General features: G+C 67.6%; 19 protein-coding genes, 1 tRNA gene and 1 pseudogene. 11 read left to right on the forward strand and 10 right to left on the reverse strand.

All coding sequences use genetic code 11. From position 1 onward, the window contains the following. The first annotated feature begins 32 nt into the window (after nt 1–32). The 5 genes from WT53_RS13780 (at nt 33) to WT53_RS13800 (ending at nt 5,005) form a co-directional block, all read left to right on the forward strand. Entirely contained in the window at nt 33–1,151 is a 1,119-nt protein-coding gene (locus WT53_RS13780) for a branched-chain amino acid ABC transporter substrate-binding protein (protein ID WP_034204312.1), read from the forward strand. Nucleotides 1,152–1,324: 173 nt separating this feature from the next. Continuing rightward, nucleotides 1,325–2,251, forward strand: a complete 927-nt coding sequence (gene livH / locus WT53_RS13785) for a high-affinity branched-chain amino acid ABC transporter permease LivH (RefSeq protein ID WP_034204313.1) — start codon at nt 1,325–1,327, stop codon at nt 2,249–2,251. Between the two features lie 11 nt (nt 2,252–2,262). After that, the gene (locus WT53_RS13790; protein ID WP_034204314.1) at nt 2,263–3,534 is read left to right on the forward strand and encodes a high-affinity branched-chain amino acid ABC transporter permease LivM; all 1,272 of its coding nucleotides are present in this window, start codon (nt 2,263–2,265) and stop codon (nt 3,532–3,534) included. Continuing rightward, nucleotides 3,531–4,304: a high-affinity branched-chain amino acid ABC transporter ATP-binding protein LivG gene (livG, locus tag WT53_RS13795; RefSeq protein ID WP_034204315.1), complete on the forward strand. Its 774-nt coding sequence runs from the start codon at nt 3,531–3,533 to the stop codon at nt 4,302–4,304. Before WT53_RS13790 ends, livG begins: the two co-directional genes overlap by 4 nt. Continuing rightward, on the forward strand, nt 4,304–5,005 hold the full coding sequence (locus WT53_RS13800; RefSeq protein ID WP_011694813.1) for an ABC transporter ATP-binding protein: 702 nt from the start codon (nt 4,304–4,306) through the stop codon (nt 5,003–5,005). Before livG ends, WT53_RS13800 begins: the two co-directional genes overlap by 1 nt. A 99-nt stretch (nt 5,006–5,104) precedes the next feature. On the opposite strand, the gene WT53_RS13805 is transcribed toward WT53_RS13800, so the two are convergent. Next, entirely contained in the window at nt 5,105–5,956 is an 852-nt protein-coding gene (locus tag WT53_RS13805; protein ID WP_060260248.1) for a LysR substrate-binding domain-containing protein, read from the reverse strand. Between the two features lie 153 nt (nt 5,957–6,109). Between WT53_RS13805 and WT53_RS13810 the strand changes: the two are divergent. Together WT53_RS13810 and WT53_RS13815 are read left to right on the forward strand one after the other, a co-directional pair. Further along, nucleotides 6,110–7,021: pseudogene (locus WT53_RS13810) on the forward strand (DMT family transporter); the annotation flags it as partial. 68 nt (nt 7,022–7,089) lie between these two features. Further along, entirely contained in the window at nt 7,090–7,440 is a 351-nt protein-coding gene (locus WT53_RS13815) for a VOC family protein (protein ID WP_034204317.1), read from the forward strand. 44 nt (nt 7,441–7,484) lie between these two features. Here the strand turns inward: WT53_RS13815 and WT53_RS13820 are convergent, their stop codons facing one another. From WT53_RS13820 to WT53_RS13830, 3 genes are all read right to left on the reverse strand, one after another. Continuing rightward, on the reverse strand, nt 7,485–7,892 hold the full coding sequence (locus tag WT53_RS13820; protein WP_034204318.1) for a DUF2000 domain-containing protein: 408 nt from the start codon (nt 7,890–7,892) through the stop codon (nt 7,485–7,487). A gap of 44 nt (nt 7,893–7,936) precedes the next feature. Then, nucleotides 7,937–8,794: an AraC family transcriptional regulator gene (locus WT53_RS13825; protein ID WP_034204319.1), complete on the reverse strand. Its 858-nt coding sequence runs from the start codon at nt 8,792–8,794 to the stop codon at nt 7,937–7,939. A 73-nt stretch (nt 8,795–8,867) separates the two neighbouring features. Then, nucleotides 8,868–9,845, reverse strand: a complete 978-nt coding sequence (locus tag WT53_RS13830; protein WP_060260253.1) for an AraC family transcriptional regulator — start codon at nt 9,843–9,845, stop codon at nt 8,868–8,870. A 41-nt stretch (nt 9,846–9,886) separates the two neighbouring features. Here WT53_RS13830 and WT53_RS13835 point away from each other — a divergent pair, with 41 nt between their 5' ends. Beyond that, a complete protein-coding gene (locus WT53_RS13835) occupies nt 9,887–10,636 on the forward strand; it encodes an SDR family oxidoreductase (protein ID WP_034204321.1) in 750 nt (249 codons plus the stop codon). Nucleotides 10,637–10,729: 93 nt separating this feature from the next. Here the strand turns inward: WT53_RS13835 and WT53_RS13840 are convergent, their stop codons facing one another. Next, nucleotides 10,730–12,031, reverse strand: a complete 1,302-nt coding sequence (locus WT53_RS13840; protein ID WP_060260255.1) for an aspartate aminotransferase family protein — start codon at nt 12,029–12,031, stop codon at nt 10,730–10,732. A gap of 78 nt (nt 12,032–12,109) precedes the next feature. Between WT53_RS13840 and WT53_RS13845 the strand changes: the two genes are divergently transcribed. Further along, entirely contained in the window at nt 12,110–12,994 is an 885-nt protein-coding gene (locus tag WT53_RS13845) for a LysR family transcriptional regulator (RefSeq protein WP_059823291.1), read from the forward strand. Between the two features lie 182 nt (nt 12,995–13,176). Here WT53_RS13845 and WT53_RS13850 read toward each other — a convergent pair whose 3' ends face one another. After that, a complete protein-coding gene (locus WT53_RS13850; RefSeq protein ID WP_060260260.1) occupies nt 13,177–14,418 on the reverse strand; it encodes an MFS transporter in 1,242 nt (413 codons plus the stop codon). 139 nt (nt 14,419–14,557) lie between these two features. On the opposite strand from WT53_RS13850, the gene WT53_RS13855 reads away from it, so the two are divergent. Beyond that, complete coding sequence (locus tag WT53_RS13855) at nt 14,558–15,430, forward strand: LysR family transcriptional regulator (protein WP_060260263.1); 873 nt, start codon at nt 14,558–14,560, stop codon at nt 15,428–15,430. Between the two features lie 76 nt (nt 15,431–15,506). On the opposite strand, the gene WT53_RS13860 is transcribed toward WT53_RS13855, so the two are convergent. Continuing rightward, nucleotides 15,507–15,591: transfer RNA gene (locus WT53_RS13860), tRNA-Leu, on the reverse strand. 142 nt (nt 15,592–15,733) lie between these two features. Here WT53_RS13860 and WT53_RS13865 point away from each other — a divergent pair. Then, nucleotides 15,734–17,047: a leucine-rich repeat-containing protein kinase family protein gene (locus WT53_RS13865; protein WP_060260266.1), complete on the forward strand. Its 1,314-nt coding sequence runs from the start codon at nt 15,734–15,736 to the stop codon at nt 17,045–17,047. A 15-nt stretch (nt 17,048–17,062) separates the two neighbouring features. Here the strand turns inward: WT53_RS13865 and WT53_RS13870 are convergent, their stop codons facing one another. The 3 genes from WT53_RS13870 to WT53_RS13875 all read right to left on the reverse strand — a co-directional run bounded on the left by WT53_RS13870 (nt 17,063) and on the right by WT53_RS13875 (nt 18,440). Then, nucleotides 17,063–17,692, reverse strand: coding sequence for a LysE family translocator (locus WT53_RS13870; protein WP_059786092.1), 630 nt, complete (start codon nt 17,690–17,692; stop codon nt 17,063–17,065). Between the two features lie 98 nt (nt 17,693–17,790). Beyond that, entirely contained in the window at nt 17,791–17,964 is a 174-nt protein-coding gene (locus WT53_RS33850; RefSeq protein ID WP_006486739.1) for a hypothetical protein, read from the reverse strand. Nucleotides 17,965–17,996: 32 nt separating this feature from the next. Continuing rightward, on the reverse strand, nt 17,997–18,440 hold the full coding sequence (locus WT53_RS13875) for a copper chaperone PCu(A)C (RefSeq protein WP_060260270.1): 444 nt from the start codon (nt 18,438–18,440) through the stop codon (nt 17,997–17,999). Between the last annotated feature and the right edge of the window lie 54 nt (nt 18,441–18,494).

Below are 18,494 nucleotides of genomic sequence, written 5' to 3' on the forward strand. Positions count from 1 at the left end.
CGTATGACTAAACAACATCGAGGAGCTCCCAGATGACGCTGTCCCGTCTTACGTCCATTTCCGTCGCCGCCGTGCTGTTCGCCGCGGGCGCCGCCGCCGCGCAAGCGGAAACCGTGAAGATCGCCATCGCTGGTCCGATGAGCGGCTCGGTCGCCCAATACGGCGACATGGTGAAGGCCGGCGCGCTGACCGCGATCGAACAGATCAACGCGGCAGGCGGTGCGGGCGGCAACAAGTTCGAAGTCGTGCTGATGGACGACGCGTGCGAACCGAAGCAGGCCGTCGCCGTCGCCAACAAGATCGTCAGCCAGAAGATCAAGTACGTGATCGGCCACGTGTGCTCGGGTTCGACGATTCCCGCGTCGGACATCTACGAGAACGAAGGCATCGTGATGGTCACGCCGTCGGCCACCGCGCCGCAGCTGACCGAAGGCAAGAAGCGTCACTTCATCTTCCGCACGATCGGTCGCGACGACCAGCAAGGCCCGGCCGCCGCGCACTACATCATCAACAACGTGAAGCCGAAGAAGGTCGCGGTCCTGCACGACAAGCAGTCGTACGGCCAGGGCATTGCGTCGTCGGTGAAGAAGGACCTCGAAGCCGCGAAGATCCCGGTCGTGCTGTTCGAAGGCATCAACGCCGGCGATTCGGACTACTCGGCGATCATCACGAAGCTGAAGTCGCAAGGCGTCGATTTCGTCTACTTCGGCGGCTACCACCCGGAAATGGGCCTGCTGATGCGCCAGGCGCGCGAGCAGGGCGTGAAGGCGACGTTCATGGGGCCTGAAGGTGTCGGCAACAAGGACGTGACGGCGATCGCCGGCCCGGCTTCGGAAGGCATGCTGGTCACGCTGCCGGCCGACTTCTCGGCCGATCCGGCCAACGCGGCGCTCGTGAAGGCGTTCGCGGACAAGAAGCGCGATCCGAACGGCCCGTTCCAGATGCCGTCGTACGCCGCGGTGAAGATCATCGCCGACGCGATCGCGGGTGCGAAGACGACCGACCCGACGAAGGTCGCCGCGTACATGCACAAGACGACGTTCGACACACCGATCGGCAAGGTCGCGTATGACGCCCAGGGCGACCTGAAGGCGTTCAAGTTCGTCGTCTACACGTGGCACAAGGACGCGACGAAGACCGCCGCCAAGTAATACGGAGTACCCGCCCCGCACACGCGCTCTGCCCGTCACCCGGGCGGAGCGCGTGCGCATTTGGCCGTTGCGCGGCCGACGGGCGGCCCGAGACGACACCGTGCGTTGCGCGCGGCCGACAGCCGTGATCCGGCGCAGGCATGCGACACAGCGCCAACGGGAGCTTCCCGCACATGACTGACTTCTTTCCTCAATTCGCCCAGCAACTGGTCAACGGCCTGACGCTGGGTGCGATCTATGCGTTGATCGCCATCGGCTACTCGATGGTCTACGGCATCATCGGCATGATCAACTTCGCCCACGGCGAGATCTACATGATCGGCGCCTACGTGGGCCTCGTGACCCTGACCGCAATCGGCATCTCCGCCGGCTATCCGCTGCCGCTCGTGCTCGGCGCCGCGCTGATCGTGTCGGTGATCGTCACGGGCCTGTACGGCTTCGCGGTCGAGCGCGTCGCGTATCGGCCGCTGCGCGGCGGCCCGCGGCTCGTGCCGCTGATCTCGGCGATCGGCATGTCGATCTTTCTGCAGAACTACGTGCAGATCGGCCAGGGCGCGCGCGACGTGTCCGTGCCGGTGCTGATCTCCGGCGCATTCGACATCCATCTCGGCGGCGACTACGACGTGACGATTCCGTATGCGCGGCTGTTGATCGTCTGCGTGACGCTCGTGCTGATGATCGCGCTCACGCTGTTCATCTCGCATTCTCGGATGGGCCGTGCGTGCCGCGCATGCGCCGAGGACATGAAGATGGCGAACCTGCTCGGCATCGACACGAACCGCGTGATCTCGTTCACGTTCGTGCTCGGCGCGATGCTGGCGGCCGTCGGCGGCGTGCTGATCGGGCTGACGATCGGCAAGCTGAATCCGTATATCGGCTTCGTCGCGGGCATCAAGGCGTTCACCGCCGCGGTGCTGGGCGGGATCGGCAGCATCCCGGGCGCGATGCTCGGCGGCGTGCTGCTGGGGCTGGCCGAAACCTTTGCCGCGGGCTACATGCCGGCCGAGTACAAGGACGTCGTCGCGTTCGGCCTGCTCGTGCTGATCCTGCTCTTCCGCCCGACCGGCCTGCTCGGCAAGTCGGACATCGAAAAGGTTTGAGGGAGACGCAGATGAGTCAAGTCATTTCCGTTCGCCGCCCGGCCGCCGATGCTTCGATCGGCCAGGCGTTGAAGAATGCGGTGGCCGCCGCGATCCTGACGGCGATCCTCACGATTCCGGTGCTCGGGCTGCAACTGAAGCTCGACGGCTACCAGGTCGTGCTGACGCCGCACTGGCGCCCGGTGTGGATCGCCGTGGCGGCGGTATTCCTGTTCCAGTTGTTCAAGCCGTGGCTGATGCGCGCGAAAGCGGCCGTGAAGCTGCCGGCGGCGCCTGCGATGGGCGCGCGGCAGCAGCGCGCGATCATCTGGGTGCTGCTCGCGGTGGGGCTCGTGTGGCCGTTCTTCGGCTCGCGCGGTGCGGTGGACGTCGCGACGCTCGCGCTGATTTACGTGATCCTAGGCCTCGGGCTGAACATCGTGGTCGGTTTCGCAGGGCTGCTCGATCTCGGCTATGTCGGGTTCTATGCGGTCGGCGGCTATACGTACGCGATGCTGAACCAGTATTTCGGGCTGTCGTTCTGGGAGTGTCTGCCGATCGCGGCGATCGCCGCGGCGACGTTCGGCTTCCTGCTCGGCTTCCCGGTGCTGCGCCTGCGCGGCGACTACCTCGCGATCGTCACGCTCGGCTTCGGCGAAATCATTCGCCTGCTCGCGAACAACCTGACGAGCCTCACCGGCGGCCCGGACGGCATCTCGAGCATTCCGAAGCCGACGGTATTCGGCTTCGAGATGGCGCGCTCGGCGAGCGTCGAAGGGGCGAAGACCTTCCATGAACTGATCGGGCTGGAATACAGCGGCGAGCACATGGTGATCTTCCTGTACCTGATCGCGCTGCTGCTGGTGGGCTTCACGCTGTTCGTGACCAGCCGCCTGATCCGCATGCCGATGGGCCGCGCGTGGGAAGCGCTGCGCGACGACGAGATCGCGTGCCGTTCGCTCGGCCTGAACCCGACACGCATCAAGCTGTCGGCGTTCACGCTCGGCGCGGCGTTCGCGGGTATCGGCGGCGCGTTCTTCGCGGCGCGTCAGGGCCTCGTGAATCCCGAATCGTTCACCTTCATCGAATCGGCGCTGATCCTCGCGATCGTCGTGCTCGGCGGGATGGGCTCGCAGCTCGGCGTGATTCTTGCGGCGATCTTGCTGACCGTGCTGCCGGAAGTCGCGCGCGGGTTCGCCGAGTACCGGATGCTGATCTTCGGTCTGGTGATGGTGTTGATGATGATGTGGCGTCCGCAGGGCCTGCTGCCCGCGAGCCGTCCCCACGTGGAGCTGCCGCAATGAGCGCGAATGCAGAACTGTTGAAGGTCGCCGGGCTGCAGATGCGCTTCGGCGGGTTGCTCGCGGTGGACGGCATCGATTTCGACGTGCGCCGCGACGAGGTGTTCGCGATCATCGGGCCGAACGGCGCGGGCAAGACCACGGTGTTCAACTGCGTCGGCGGCTTCTACAAGCCGACCGGCGGCGACGTCGTGCTCGACGGCCACGCGATCGCGGGGCTGCCGAGCCACAAGATCGCGTTGAAGGGCCTCGTGCGGACGTTCCAGAACATCCGCCTGTTCAAGTCGCTGACCGTCGTCGAGAACCTGCTCGTCGCGCAGCACCGCAAGGTGAAGGCGGGGCTGCTGCACGGGCTGTTCGCGACGCCCGCGTATCGTCACGCCGAGAAGGAAGCGCTCGAACGCGCGGCCGTGTGGCTCGACCGGATGGGGCTGACGTCGGTCGCCAACCGGCCGGCGGGCACGCTGTCGTACGGGCACCAGCGGCGCCTGGAAATCGCGCGCTGCATGATCACCGAGCCGCGCCTGTTGATGCTGGACGAGCCGGCGGCCGGTCTCAACCCGCAGGAAAAGATCGAGCTGCAGCATCTGATCGACAAGCTGCGCCGCGAGTTCGGCGTATCGGTGCTGCTGATCGAGCACGACATGAGCCTCGTGATGGGCGTGTCGGACCGCATCCTCGTGATGGAGCACGGCCGGCCGATCGTGATCGGCACGCCGGAAGCGGTCCGCAACGACCCGCGCGTGATCAAGGCGTATCTGGGGGAAGAGTGATGCTGAAGCTGGAACAGGTCCATACGCACTACGGCGCGGTCGAGGCGCTCGCGGGCGTGTCGATCGAGGTGAACAAGGGCGAGATCGTCACGCTGATCGGCAGCAACGGCGCCGGCAAGACGACGCTGATGATGACGGTATGCGGCACGCCGCGCGCGTCGTCGGGCCGCGTGCTGTTCGAAGGCAACGACATCACCGCGATGTCGACGCACCAGATCATGCGGCAGGGGATGGCGATCTCGCCCGAAGGGCGGCGCGTGTTCCCGAGCCTGACGGTGCTCGAGAACCTGAAGATGGGCGGCTTCTTCGCGAGCCGTCACGAGATCGACGACGGCATCGAGCACGTGTTCAAGCTGTTTCCGCGCCTGAAGGAACGCGCGACGCAGCGAGCCGGCACGATGTCGGGCGGCGAGCAGCAGATGCTGGCGATCGGCCGCGCGCTGATGAGCAAGCCGCGTTTGCTGCTGCTCGACGAACCGACGCTCGGCCTCGCGCCGCTCGTGATCGCGCAGATCTTCGACATCATCCGGACGATCCGCGACGAAGGCGTCACGGTGTTCCTGGTCGAGCAGAACGCGAACAAGGCGCTCGGCGTGGCCGATCGCGGCTACGTGCTCGAAACGGGGCGCGTGGTGCTGGCCGACACGGGCGCGAACCTGCTCGCGAACGACCGGATCAAGCAGGCGTATCTCGGCGGTTGACGCAGGAAAGCCGCCGGCCTGCAACGGGCCGGCGGCGGTTTGCCTGGCTGTTCGCGTCCGCTTGCAATCGCTTGCAAGACCGGTTCCCGGCCTTTTTCCCTATCCGATCCTGAACGTGCTTTTCAGCACGTCGCGCAGATGCCGCGCGGCGCGATTGCTGTCGTCGGTCAGCACCGTGACCAGGTGCGGCGGCAGATCGGGCAGCACGATGCCGGCGACGCGGCTCGTCAGGTTGCCCGACACGCGCTCATGCTCGATCAGGCCGACCGCGAGGCCGCTCGCGATGCACGCTTCGACCGCCGGCGAACTGGCGCTTTCGAGCAGCAGCCGATGTGCGATCTTCGCCTTCTTCAGTGCACTCAATGCGACGTCGCGGTACGGGCAGCCCTGTAGTTGCACCGCGATCGGCAGCGGCGCGTCGGGATCGAACTTGAACGTGCGCGCGGCGACCCACACCGGATGGGTCTTGCCGAGCAGCTCGGCGTGCGGCGGCGCTTTCGGTACCACGGCGATCGTGATGTCGAGCTGGCCGCGCGCGAACAGCTGCTGCAACTCGTCGCTGGAGCGCGCTTCGACCGTCAGTTCGAGCAGCGGCCGGTCGGCGGCGAAGCGTGGCAGGAATTCCGCCATGAAGTGCGCCGCGTAGGAATCGGGGATGCCGAGCCGCAGCTTGCCGGTCAGCATCTGCGGCGACAGCGACTCGACGAGCCGGTCGTGGCTCAGCAGAAATTCGGTGGTGTCGCTCAGCAGCTTGTGGCCGAACTGCGTAAGTTCGACCGCCTGGTTGTTCCGCGTGAATAGCCGCTGCGCGACCATCTCCTCGAGCTTCTGAATCTGCGCGGTGACCGACGACGGGCTGCGGTTCACATGAACGGCCGCATCCTTGAAGCGGCCGAGCTTCGCGACGGCGTGGAAGGTGCGCAGCAGGTCGACGTCCAGGGTACGCGGCATGATTTGGTTTTTCCGAATCGATGATTCATGTAATGTCGATTGACGGAATTATCGAGCGCCCCATATTCTCGGGTCAACGGCTCGAACCGATTCGCCCGGAGGATCTGCGCGGCCCGCGCCTGTCCCCGGCCACTTTCCGAGAATCGTCGCTCCATGCAGCTATTCCTGCTTCAACTCGTTTTCGTCCTGTCGTGGAGTTCCGGGTTCATCGGCGCCAAGCTCGGCGCGGAGACGGCCGGCGCGTTCAACCTGCTGTTCTGGCGGTTTCTGCTCGTCACGCTGTGCGTCGCGATCGTCGTCAATCGGCGGATCGGGCGCCTGACGCTCGAAAAAATCCGCTATCACGCGGTGATCGGCTTCCTGTCGCAGTTTCTTTATCTGGCCTGCGTGTACACCGCGATCCAGCATGGGCTGCCGCCGGGCATCGCGGCGATCGTCGCGGCGTTGCAGCCGCTGATCACGGCGGCGATGGCGTCGTTCGGCGGCAGCGAGCGCAGCGGAGCGCGCCAGTGGGCCGGGCTCGTCGTCGGGTTCGTCGGCGTGGGCATCGTGATCGGCGGGCAATACGCGCTGCCGGCCGGGTCGGTCGGGATCGTGATGTACCTGCTGCCGCTGGTGTCCGCGTTCGGGCTGTCGATCGCGACGATCTATCAGCGCCGCCGCGCGTTGACCGACGTGCGCAGTAACGAGGACGGGTTGGTCCTGCCGTTGTTCGTGCAGGGCTGCGTGAGCCTCGTGCTGTTCGCGGCGTGCGGGATCGCCACGGGCGACCTGCACGTGCCGACGCAGCCGAACGTGTGGGTGTCGGTCGTGTGGCTGACGGTGTTCTCGACTTTCATCGCTTATCTGTCGTTGTGGGCGCTGCTCGGGCGGATGCCGGCGACGCGCGTGGCGACGCTCGTCTATCTCGAACCGCCGGTAACGCTGATATGGGCCGCATGGATGTTCGGCGACCGGATCGACGCGACGACCTACGTCGGCATCGTCGTCGTCGCGATCGGCGTCTGGCTGGCCGGCAAGCACGGCGCGCGGCCGCGCTGCGCGGACATGAAGACGGCCGGCCGCCGACGCGCTGGTCGCGCGCGCGATTCCGGTGTAGCTTCGCGAGACTGCCCGAATCGTCAAGGAATCCGATGAAAGTCAAACGAATCGTCGCCAACGTCGACACGCGGTCCGTCGACGACGCCAAGCGCTTCTATCAGCACATCTTCGGCCTCGACCTGCTGATGGACCACGGCTGGATCGCGACCTACGGCAATGCCGAGCGGATGGACGTGCAGATCAGCTTCGCGTCGCAGGGCGGGTCGGGCACGCCGACGCCCGATCTGTCGATCGAGGTCGACGATGTCGATGAAGCGCTCGCGCGCGTTCGTGCGGCCGGCGTGCCCGTCGAATACGGCCCGACCGACGAGCCGTGGGGCGTGCGGCGGTTTTACGTGCGCGATCCGTTCGGCAAACTCGTCAACGTGCTCGCGCATCGCTGAGCGGCGACGGCGGCCGGCAGGCGGCGGGCGGGGCATGCCGGCGTTCACGCATGCAACGCCAGCCCCTTCACCGCCTTGTCGACGGCCTTCTTCGGCCCGTGCAACGCCAGGCCGACCAGATCGGGATGCTCCGCGTCCTCGGCGCGAAACGCCGCGCGGTTGGCCGCATCGTGCCCGGTCGAAAACATCGCCCGCACGTACGGCACGATCGTCAACTCGCGCGACAGCGCCTGACGGTGCGCGGCCTGCAATCCGTTCAAATCGGCGGCGAACACCAGCATCGGCTGGCCGAGCATCCGGCCGTAGCGGCGCCCGGCCGCATCCTCGTAAGGCTCGCCCAGTGCGTCCGGCGCGCCGGCCGCGACGCCCGTCGCGAGAAACGCGACCACGTTGAGTTTCTGCCACGCGGCGAGATCGTCGCGCACGATCAGCGCTACTTTGGTATCGAACATGCTTGCTCCCGGTTGGAGCATCCATGATCGGACGTCGTGCGCGATCAGTCTGGAACGTTTGTGCAGAGTTGCCGGTACGCGGCCGGCGTGATCCGGTATGCGCGGCGGAACCAGCGGCCGAGGTGGCTCTGGTCGGCGAAGCCGACGTCGGCGGCCGCCTGCGCGGGCGTACGGCCGGCGGCCAGCAGCTTGCGCGCGGCACGCAGCCGCAAGCGCACGAGGTACGCGTGCGGCGACGTGCCGAACGCGCGCTGGAACATCCGCGTGAGCCGGAACCGGTCGATGCCGGCGACGCTCGCGAGTTCGTCGAGGCCGATGTTGCCGTCCATGTGCGCGTGCAGCAGGTCGCGCACGCGCGCGATCGCAGGCGGCACGGCGCTGCTCTCCAGCGCGAGCGGGCTGCCCAGCTGGCTGCCGAGGCGCATCAGCAGGCGGTCGAGCGTCTGGTCGCGCGCGAGCCGGCCTTCGTTGTCGTGGATCGCGAAGAAGGCGTTCCGGATCGCGTCGACGAGGCCGCGATCGTCGACGAGCGTATGACCGAACGTGGCTTCGACGCTGCCGAGGCCCGGCAGGTCCAGCCGGCGCGCGGCGCGCTCGACCCACGCCTGCGGCAGGTACAGCATCCCGTACGTGAAGCCGTCGGCTTCGGGCGCGTGGCCGTCGTGCATCGCGCCCGGCTCGATCAGGATCGCGCGGCCCGGCACGCTGGTATGCAGCGACCGGTGACACTGGAAGCGTTGCACGCCCTGTTCGGTGAAGCCGACCAGCATGTCGTCGTGATCGTGCGCATCGTACGCATGGCCGTTGAAATGGGCGTGCAGGCTTTCGATGCCGGTTTCCGCATCGCGGCGCGCGACGAGCCAGTGGTCGGTCGTGCCGCCGGTCTTTGCGTCGGTCGTCATCGCGCGCCTCGCACATCGTCGTGGCGTGACGGAACGCGGTTGCAGGCGGCGGAACAGGGAAGGCGGGTGCGGTTCATGATTCGTTCGTCGCCGCCTGTTCGTCGCGTGCATATTGCGCGGGCGGCCGACCGACGTGCCGCGCGAACGCGACGCTGAAGGTGCTCGCGGAACTGTAGCCGACGCGCGCCGCAATCTCCGCGATGCGGCCTTCGTTGCGGCGGAGCAGATCCTTCGCGAGCGCCATGCGCCATGTGAGCAGGTATTCCATCGGCGCGACGCCGACCGCGCGGCTGAAGCGTTCGAAGAACGTCGAGCGCGACAGCGCGGCTTCCTTCGCGAGTTCGACGATCGTCCACGGATGCGCGGGGCGTTCGTGCATCCGGCGCAGCGCGGCCGCGAGGCGGCTGTCGGCGAGCCCGCGCACGAGCCCGGGCGACGCGTGCGTGCCGGTCGTGAACCGCATCGCCTCGATCAGCAGCACTTCCAGCAGGCGCGCCAGCACGATCTCGCGGGCGGGCCGTTGCGCGCGCGATTCGTCGCGCACCAGTTGCACGAGCGTGGTCAGCCGCGGCTCGCCGCGTACGTGCACGAAGCGGGGCAGCAGCGACACCAGCAGCGACGCATCGGGCGAACCGAAGCTGCAGTTGCCGGCCATCATTCGCATGTCGACCGGGTTCGCGGGATCGCCGATCCGGTATTCGCCGTGATCGAGCATGACCGGCGGCGCGGTGTCGACGCCCGGCGGCGGCGGTTCGAGGCTCGACATCGCGACGCCGTAGGCCGCCGGAATCAGCATGAAATCGCCGGGCAGCAGTTCGATCGGTGCGTGCCCGTCGATCGCGATCCGGCACCCGCCGTCGAGGATCGCGCAATAGAACGGCTCGCCGGCGACCGTGCGATTGATCGCCCACGGGCTCGCGCCGCGCACGTACTTCGAATGCCGCGCGCCGGGTTGCAGCAGCGTCACGACTTCGGTCAGCGGGTCGATCATCGCCGGACTCTCGCAAAAGAAAAGCGGATTGCCGATTGTAGCGAATACGGCGGCGACCATCTATCGTACGGACAAGTGCTCAACACATCCCAGGAGTTCGCATGAAGACCGTACTGATTACCGGCTGTTCTTCCGGCTTCGGCCTCGAAATCGCCCGCCATTTTCTGGCGCGCGACTGGCAGGTCGTCGCGACGATGCGTAAGCCCGACGGCGACGTGCTGCCGCCGTCGGAGCGTTTGCGCGTGCTGCCGCTCGACGTGACGAACGCGGACAGCATTCGCGTCGCGATCGATGCCGCCGGCCCGATCGACGTGCTCGTCAACAACGCGGGCTTCGGCGCGGCCGCACCGGCCGAACTCACGCCGCTCGACACGGTGCGCGCGCTGTTCGACACCAACACGATCGGCACGATCGCGGTGACGCAGGCCGTGCTGCCGCAATTTCGCGCGCGGGGCGCCGGCGTGATCGTGAACGTCACGTCGAGCGTCACGCTGAAGGTATTGCCGCTGGTCAGCGCGTATCGCGCAAGCAAGGCGGCGGTGAATGCGTTCACCGAATCGATGGCGCTCGAACTCGCGCCGTTCGGCGTGCGCGCGCACCTCGTGCTGCCGGGCCGCGCGCCCGACACGCGGTTCGCCGACAACGCACGGGCCAACATGCACGGCTTCGAGCACGAAGCGTATGCGGACTTCGCGGGCAAGGCCGTGGCGCGGATGCTCGATGCGTCCGGGCCGATCACCCATGCGCAGGACGTCGCCGAAGCCGTGTGGCGCGCGGCGACCGATCCGTCGAGCCCGATGCGTATCCCTGCCGGCGCCGATGCCGAAGCTTGGGCGGCCGAAGCCCGCTGATCGTTCCGGTGTACGAAGCATGAGCGCGTCGCGCCGGGCGGTCGAGCCGGTGCGACGGATCGCTCTGCAAAAAAACGAGGCTGTCGCGTGCCGTTACAGCGCGCGCGCGATCGCCTGCTCCAGCAGCGACAGGCCGAGATCGATCTCGTCGTCGCTGACGGTCAGCGGCGGCGCGATCCGGAACACGCCGCCCATGCCGGGCAACTGCACGATGTTCATGCTGAGCCCGAGGTTCATGCACTCGCGCGTGATCTTCGTGCCGAGCCCGTCCGCCGGCTCCTTGGTGCGGCGATCCTTGACGATTTCGACGCCGAGCAGCAGCCCGCGCCCACGCACGTCGCCGATGCAGTCGAAGCGTTCCATCAGGTCGAGCAGGCCGCGCCGCAGCCGCTCGCCCATCGTGTTCGCGCGCGCGACGAGGCCGTCGCGCTGCACGACGTCGAGCACGCGCAGGCCGACGGCTGCCGGCAGCGGGTCGGACACGTGCGTCGTATAGAACAGATAGCCGAGTTCGTGCGCGCGTTCCTCGATGGCCGCGGACGTCACGAGGGCCGCGAGCGGCAGCCCCGCGCCGAGCGTCTTCGACAGCGTCAGGATATCGGGCGTCACGCCGTCGCGCTGGCACGCGAACATCGTGCCGGTGCGACCGACGCCCGTTTGCGCTTCGTCGAGGATCAGCAGCATGCCGCGTTCCTCGCACTTGCGCTTGAGCGCGGCCATATAGCCTTCCGGCAATTCGATGATCCCGCCCGAACTGAGGATCGGCTCCGCGATGAACGCGGCGAGGTTGCCGCTCGACTGGCGATCGATCAAGTCGAACGCGTAGTCGAGTTCGGCGAGCGGGTCGTAGGCGCCGTTGCGCTCGAAGCGCGGCCGGTACGCGAACGGCGCGGGAATCGCGAACGAGCCGACCGACGCCGGGCCGACGCCCTTGCGGCCGGCGCTGTACGTGGCCGACGCGGCGGCGCCCGTCATCCCGTGCCACGACTGCGCGAACCCGACGATCTCGTACTTGCCCGTGACGAGCTTCGCCATCCGGATCGCCGCCTCGTTCGATTCCGCGCCGGTGCTGAGCAGCAGCGCGCGGTCGAGCCCGGCGGGCGTGATGTCGGCCAGGCGCGTCGCGAGATCGACGACCGGCCGCGACAGCATGCCGCTGAACAGATGGTCGAGCTTGCCCGCGTATTCGCCGATCACGGACACGATCTCCGGATGGCTGTGGCCGAGCACCGCGCTCATCTGGCCCGACGTGAAATCGAGGATCGCGCGGCCGTCGGCGTCGTAGACGAAGCTGCCTTTCGCGCGCTCGACGATCATCGGCTCGAACGTGCCGCCGTAGCGGACCAGATGCTGCCTGGCGTTGCGCCAGAAGGTTGCGTCGTCGTTCAGGGACATCGGGCGGCTCCGGGCAAAAGGGCGGGGATCGCTTGCAGTCTAGGCGCGCGTCTGGTTTGATGGAAACGAATAGTGCTAATGCAAGCTAGAAAAGGAGCTAATACCTTGGCGCTTTCGCTCGAAATCGACCTGCTGCGCTCGTTCGTCGCGATCGCCGAGGTGCGTGCGTTGAGCCGCGCGGCCGCGCGCGTGGGCCGCACGCAATCCGCGCTCAGCCAGCAGATGAAGCGGCTCGAAGCGGCCGTCGATCAGCCGCTGTTCCAGCGCACCGGCCGTGGCGTGGTGCTCACGCATCCGGGCGAGCGGCTGCTCGTGCACGCGCAGCGCATCCTGCGACTGCACGACGAGGCGATGGCCGACCTGTGCGGCACGGGGTTGTCGGGGACCATCCGGTTCGGCTGCCCGGACGATTACGCCGAGGTGTGGCTGCCGTCGCTGCTGCGGCAGTTCTCGAGCCAGCATCCGCAGGCGATCGTCGAAGTCGTCTGCGCGCCCACGCCGCGGCTCGTCGAACACCTGGAGAAGCGTGCGGTCGATCTGGCGATGATTTCCGTGCCGGACGACGGCACGACCGACGACATCGTTCGCCGCGAGCAACTGGTCTGGATCGGCTATCCGGGGCTCGAACCCGCGCATTTCGATCCGCTGCCGCTCGCGCTGTCCGACCGCGACACGCTCGATCATCTCGCGGCCCGCGACGCGCTGGACCGCGCCGGCCGCGACTATCGCGTCGCGTATGCGAGCAGCAGCCTCGCCGGGCTGATCGCGCTGGTGCGCTCGGGGCAGGCGTTCGCGGTGATGACGCAGACGGCGGTGCCGACCGACCTCGCGATCGTCAACGGCGATCCGCATTTGCCGCCGTTGCCGGCCGTGGGCATCACGCTGAGGTTCGACCGGAAGCGGCCGTCGCATCTGACGGCGGCATTCGCCGACCATATCCGGCAGACGCTGCCGTTGCTGTGACGGGCGGCGCGGATCGCTCGACCGTCGACGAGGCCGGCGCTTGCGTGCGGCCACGCCTGTTCGCCGCCGCATCGCGCACGCGGATCGCCGCCTGCATGCCCGACAGCTTCAGTTCGGTTTCCTGATATTCACTGGCCGGTTCGGAACCGGCGACGATGCCGCGATTGTCGTCGGGCGTCGCATCACGCGCGGCTCAAGCGCCGCGCCGCCAGCACTGCGATGACGAGCAGCACCGCGACATAAGCGGCGACGCTCGCCCACGCGCCGCGTTGCCAGAACGCGCCGCCGACCGAGCCGAGCACGCTCGACCCGACATAGTAGGCGAGCAGATACAGCGAGGCCGCATGCCCTTTCGCGGCGCCCGCAAGCGCGCCGACCCAGCCGCTCGCGACCGAATGGGCGACGAAGAAGCCGATCGTCACGAGCACGATGCCGACGACGATCGCGGCGAGCGAGTGCGACAGCGTCAGAGCGAGACCCACCGCGAAGACGAAGACGCCGCTGACCAGGACCGGCCCCCGCCCGAGACGATCGGCGAGCGCGCCGGCGCTCGATGACGACACCATCCCGAACAGGTACGCGCCGAAGATCAGCCCGCATGCGGTCGGGCTCAGGTTGAACGGCGCCGCCATGAGCCGGAACCCGGCGTAGTTGTAGATCGTCACGAACGCGCCCATCATCAGGAAGCCGATCGCGAACACGAACGGCAGGCGTGCATGACGCAGTTGCGCGTGCCACAGCCGCAGGTGGTGACGCAGCGTCAGGTCGGTGCGCTTCACGAAGCGTCGCGAGGCCGGCAGCAGCATCACGAACGCGAGCGCCGCGAGCAGGTCGACGACGCCGATCGACAGCATCGCCGTGCGCCACGAGAAGTGCTCCTCGAGCGCGCTCATCCCGATCCGTCCGATCATGCCGCCGAACGCGGTCCCGCCGACATAGAGCCCCATCGAGAAGCCGAGCCCGTCGGCGGCGATTTCTTCCGCGAGATAGGCCATCGCCACCGCCGGCACGCCACCCAGCGCGAAGCCTTCGAGCGCACGACAGACCAGCAGCAGGTGCCAGTTCGGCGACAGCGCGGCGAGCAGGTTGAACACCGCGGCCAACGTCATCGACACGAACATCAGCCCGCGCCGCCCGACCCGTTCGGACAGCGCGCCGGCACACAGGATCGACACCGCGAGCATCCCGGTCGACAGCGACAGCGACAGCGAACTCGACGCCGCGCCGACGTCGAACTCGCGTGCGAACGCGGGAAGCAGCGGCTGCACGCAGTACAGCAGCGAGAAAGTGGCAAAGCCGGCGAGGAAAAGCGCGAACGCGATGCGCTTGTACGCGGCCGAGCGCGGGGACACGCCGGCCGGCAGCGCATCGGGTGCGGAGGGTTGCGTGCCGGGCATGGATCGGGAAATCGAAGCGGAGGACATGAGGGCACTCGATGTGCGACGGAATACACGAATTCTTGCGCACGGTCATGTATATGTCCAATATATGAAATGAACCGCAGCAATATGTTTTAACACTGGCTGACAGGCCAGCCCGACTCACCGTGAGATCACGTCACACATGGAACTCCGGCATCTGCGCTACTTTCTGGCCGTCGCGGCCGCGTCGAATTTCACGAAGGCCGCCGAAACGCTCGGCATCGGCCAGCCGCCGTTGAGCCAGCAGATCAAGGCGCTCGAGGGCGAACTCGGCGTGGAGCTGTTCAAACGCACCGCGCGCGGCGCCGAGCTGACGCTGGCGGGCGAGGTCTTCGCGGAAGAGGCGCGCCGCGTGCTGGACGATGCCGAGCGCGCGGCGCGGGCGGCGAGGCGCGCCGCACGCGGGGAAACCGGCCATTTGCGGGTGGGCTTCACCGGCACGGCCGCGTTCAATCCGAAAGTATCGGATCTGATTCGCCGTTTTCGGGAGGCGTATGCGGATGCGGAGCTGACGTTGCAGGAAGCGACGTCGGGCGTCCTGCTGGAGGCGCTGGAGGCCGGGCGCCTCGACGTCGCGATCGTGCGGCCCGAGCGCCGCGTCGCCGCGACGCTGCGGGTAGCCGACTGGGACGAGGAGCCGATGTTCGTCGCGCTGCCCGTCGCGCACCGGCTGGCGCAGCGTCGGCGCATCGATCTGGCGGAACTTGCCGACGAGTCGTTCGTGCAGGTGCCGCGCGCGGCCGGCGCCGCGCTGTTCGACGACATCGTCGCCGCGTGCCAGGCCGCCGGGTTCGAGCCGCGCATGGGGCAACCGGCGCCGCAGATCGCGTCCGCGGTGACGCTGGTGGCGGCCGGGCTCGGCGTGTCGGTCGTGCCGAAAGCGATTACGCAGGTGCAGGTGCCCGGGGTCGTGTACCGGCCGTTCGCCGGTAACCGGTTTCGCGCCAGGCTCGCCATTGCGTCGCGCTGCGACGAGCCGTCGGCGGTGGTGCGCAATTTTCTGTTGCTGGCGTAGCCGACAACAAAAAACCCGCGAAGCCATATGCTGTCGCGGGTTTCGGATCATGCGCGGAATGCGCTGGAAGCGCATTTGGTGCCGACGGCGAGACTCGAACTCGCACAGCTTTCGCCACTACCCCCTCAAGATAGCGTGTCTACCAATTTCACCACGTCGGCACTGCAAGGGGCGCAATTCTAACGTCACATCGCGCGTTTGTGAAGGGGGTGTGACGAGGTCGTGTGCGTGCACGCGATCGATCCCGGTAGAATTCGTCCGATCGACCCGACGATCACCGCAACTGCCACCCGTTTTCTCCCCGTGATACACACCCTCGAACAGCTGCAGGCCGGACAACTGTCGGGCGCGCGGCAACTCAAGCTCGCGTGCGGACTGACCGAATTTCCGCGCGAGATCTTCGATCTGGCCGACACGCTCGAAGTGCTCGACCTGACCGGCAATGCGTTGTCGGCGCTGCCGGACGATCTGCCGCGGCTGCATCGTCTGCGCATCCTGTTCGCGTCGGGCAACCGCTTCACCGCCTTCCCCGACGTGCTCGGCGCGTGCGATCGGCTCGACATGATCGGCTTCAAGGCGAACCGGATCCGCACCGTGGCGCGCGGCGCGCTGCCGCGTGCGCTGCGCTGGCTGATCCTGACCGACAACGCCATCGACGAACTGCCGGCCGACATCGGCGACTGTGCGCGGTTGCAAAAGCTCATGCTTGCCGGCAACCGGTTGCGGACGCTGCCCGCGGAAATGGCCGCCTGCCGCGCGCTGGAACTGGTGCGCCTGTCTGCGAACCGGCTGGATGCGCTGCCCGACTGGCTGCTGCACCTGCCGCGTCTCGCATGGCTTGCGGTGGCCGGCAATCCGTTCGGCGCGGCGCCGGAGGCCGCGGCGTCTGCCGGGCCGGACGTCGCGGAGATCGACTGGGCAGCGCTTTCATGTGAACGGAAACTGGGCGAGGGCGCGTCGGGTGTCATTTATCGCGCGCAATGGCGGGCGAACGGCGATTCGCCGCGGACGGTCGCGGTCAAGCTGTTCAAGGGCGCGGTCACGAGCGACGGCCTGCCCGATTGCGAAATGGCCGCGTGCCTGCATGCCGGCCGCCATCCGCATCTGATCCCGGTGATCGGCAAGGTGCGCGGGCATCCGGACGGCACGCACGGCCTCGTGATGGAGCTGGTCGATCCCGCGCTGACGAATCTCGCCGGACCGCCGAGCTTCGCGTCGTGCACGCGCGACGTCTACGCCGCCGATGCGAGATTCGATCCGGCGCAGGCGCTGCGGATCGCGCACGGCATCGCATCGGCGGCCGGCCATCTGCACGCGCGCGGCATCATGCACGGCGATCTGTACGCGCACAACATCCTGCACGACGGCGCAGGCGGCGCGTTGCTCGGGGATTTCGGGGCGGCGTCGCCGTACGACGTGAACGAGCGCACACGCGGCGCCCGGTTCGAGCGGCTCGAAGTGCGCGCGTTCGGCTATCTGCTCGGCGAATTGCTCGAGCGATGCGAACCGCATGCCGGCGCGCTCGATGCGCTTGCGGCGGCGTGCGTGAACGAGGACGTCGATGCACGGCCGTCGTTCGACGAGATCGCGGCCGCACTGGCCGCGCGCATGCACTGACGGGATCGGGCCGGCCTACGCCTGCCGCGCGGTCAGCAGCTTGATGCCGAGCCCGACGAACAGCAGCCCGCTCGCGCGCTTGAGCGCGCGCACCGCGCGGCTCATGCCGAAGCCGCGATGCAGGCGGCGCACGCCGGCCGAATAGACGCCGTGAACGATCACGACCGTGCAGGCGATCGTCGCGTACATCACGACGAACTGCAGCGCGAGCGGGCGATCGTGCACGATGAACTGCGGCATGAACGCGGACAGGAAGATCATCGTCTTCGGATTGCTGCCCGACACGAATAGCGCTTCGCGGAACAGCTTTCGGCGATCGGGCGCGACGATCGCCGCCGCGCCGCTCGATGCGGCGGTCTTGCTATCGCCGCGCAACTGCCGGACACCCAGGACCATCAGATACGCGGCGCCGATCACCTTCATCGCGACGAACAGCGGCGGCATCGCCGCCAGCACCGCGCCGACGCCGAGCGCGACCAGCAGCACGACCACGCCCTGCGCGACGAGGTTGCCGACGATCGTCGCGACGGTGCCGTGCGTGCCGTAGCGCACCGTGTTGCGGATCACGAGCAGCACGTTGGGCCCCGGCGACAACGTCGTGGCGAGATAGGCTGCGGCAAACAGCATCCAGGTCTGAATGGACATGCGGCGCTCCGAAAGGCGGTTGCGGCGGTCGGGATGAAGCGATGATGCCACGCCAATAATGGCGCGGGCCGCCGCCGCAACCGTGCCGTCTCGGCGCGTCAGCGCGCGTCGCGCATGCAGTACGCGGGAATCGACGGCGGCGTATCGATGGCGGCAGGCCGCGTCATCCATGCGATCCATGCGGCCCATAAGCCGCAGACGATCAGTACCGCGACATTCAGCGGCGTCCGGTAGCGGACGATCAGGTCGGCGAGCGGCAGGCGGTCTTTCATGTGCGTCTCCTTCGGTCGAGGGGCAGGCGGCGTTACTGGCCGGCGTAGGTCGGCGCCTTCGCGTCGCAGGTCACGGACACGATCGAGCCGTCCGCGAAATGCAGCCGGAGCGGCACCTTCGCGCCGGGCGCGACAGCCTGGCGCGGCGCTTCCAGCATCGCGTGATAGCCCTTCGGCTTGAAGGCGACCGTGCCGTGCGCCGGCACGACGACCGAGTCGATGTGGACCATCTTCGCGGTGCTGCCGCTCGTCTGCGTTTCATGCATCATCGCCATCCCGTAGGCGGGCGTGTCGATACCGACGAGCGTCGCGGGTGCGTCGCCGTCGTTCTTCAGCGTGAAGTAGCCGGAGGACGGCACAGTCGCCGGCATCGTGCGGATCCAGCACGCATCGGCCTGCAGGGCCGGCGCGGCGAACGTAGCGGACACGTGCAGCGCCAGCGCCATGAGCAGGCCGGTCGAAATCGTGCGTTTCATCGTGTGTTCTCCTGATCGAGTGCGATGCCGAGGGCATCGATGCGAATGCGATCG

The sequence above is a fragment of the Burkholderia sp. MSMB2157WGS genome (genome assembly GCF_001532755.1).
Lineage (GTDB): Bacteria > Pseudomonadota > Gammaproteobacteria > Burkholderiales > Burkholderiaceae > Burkholderia.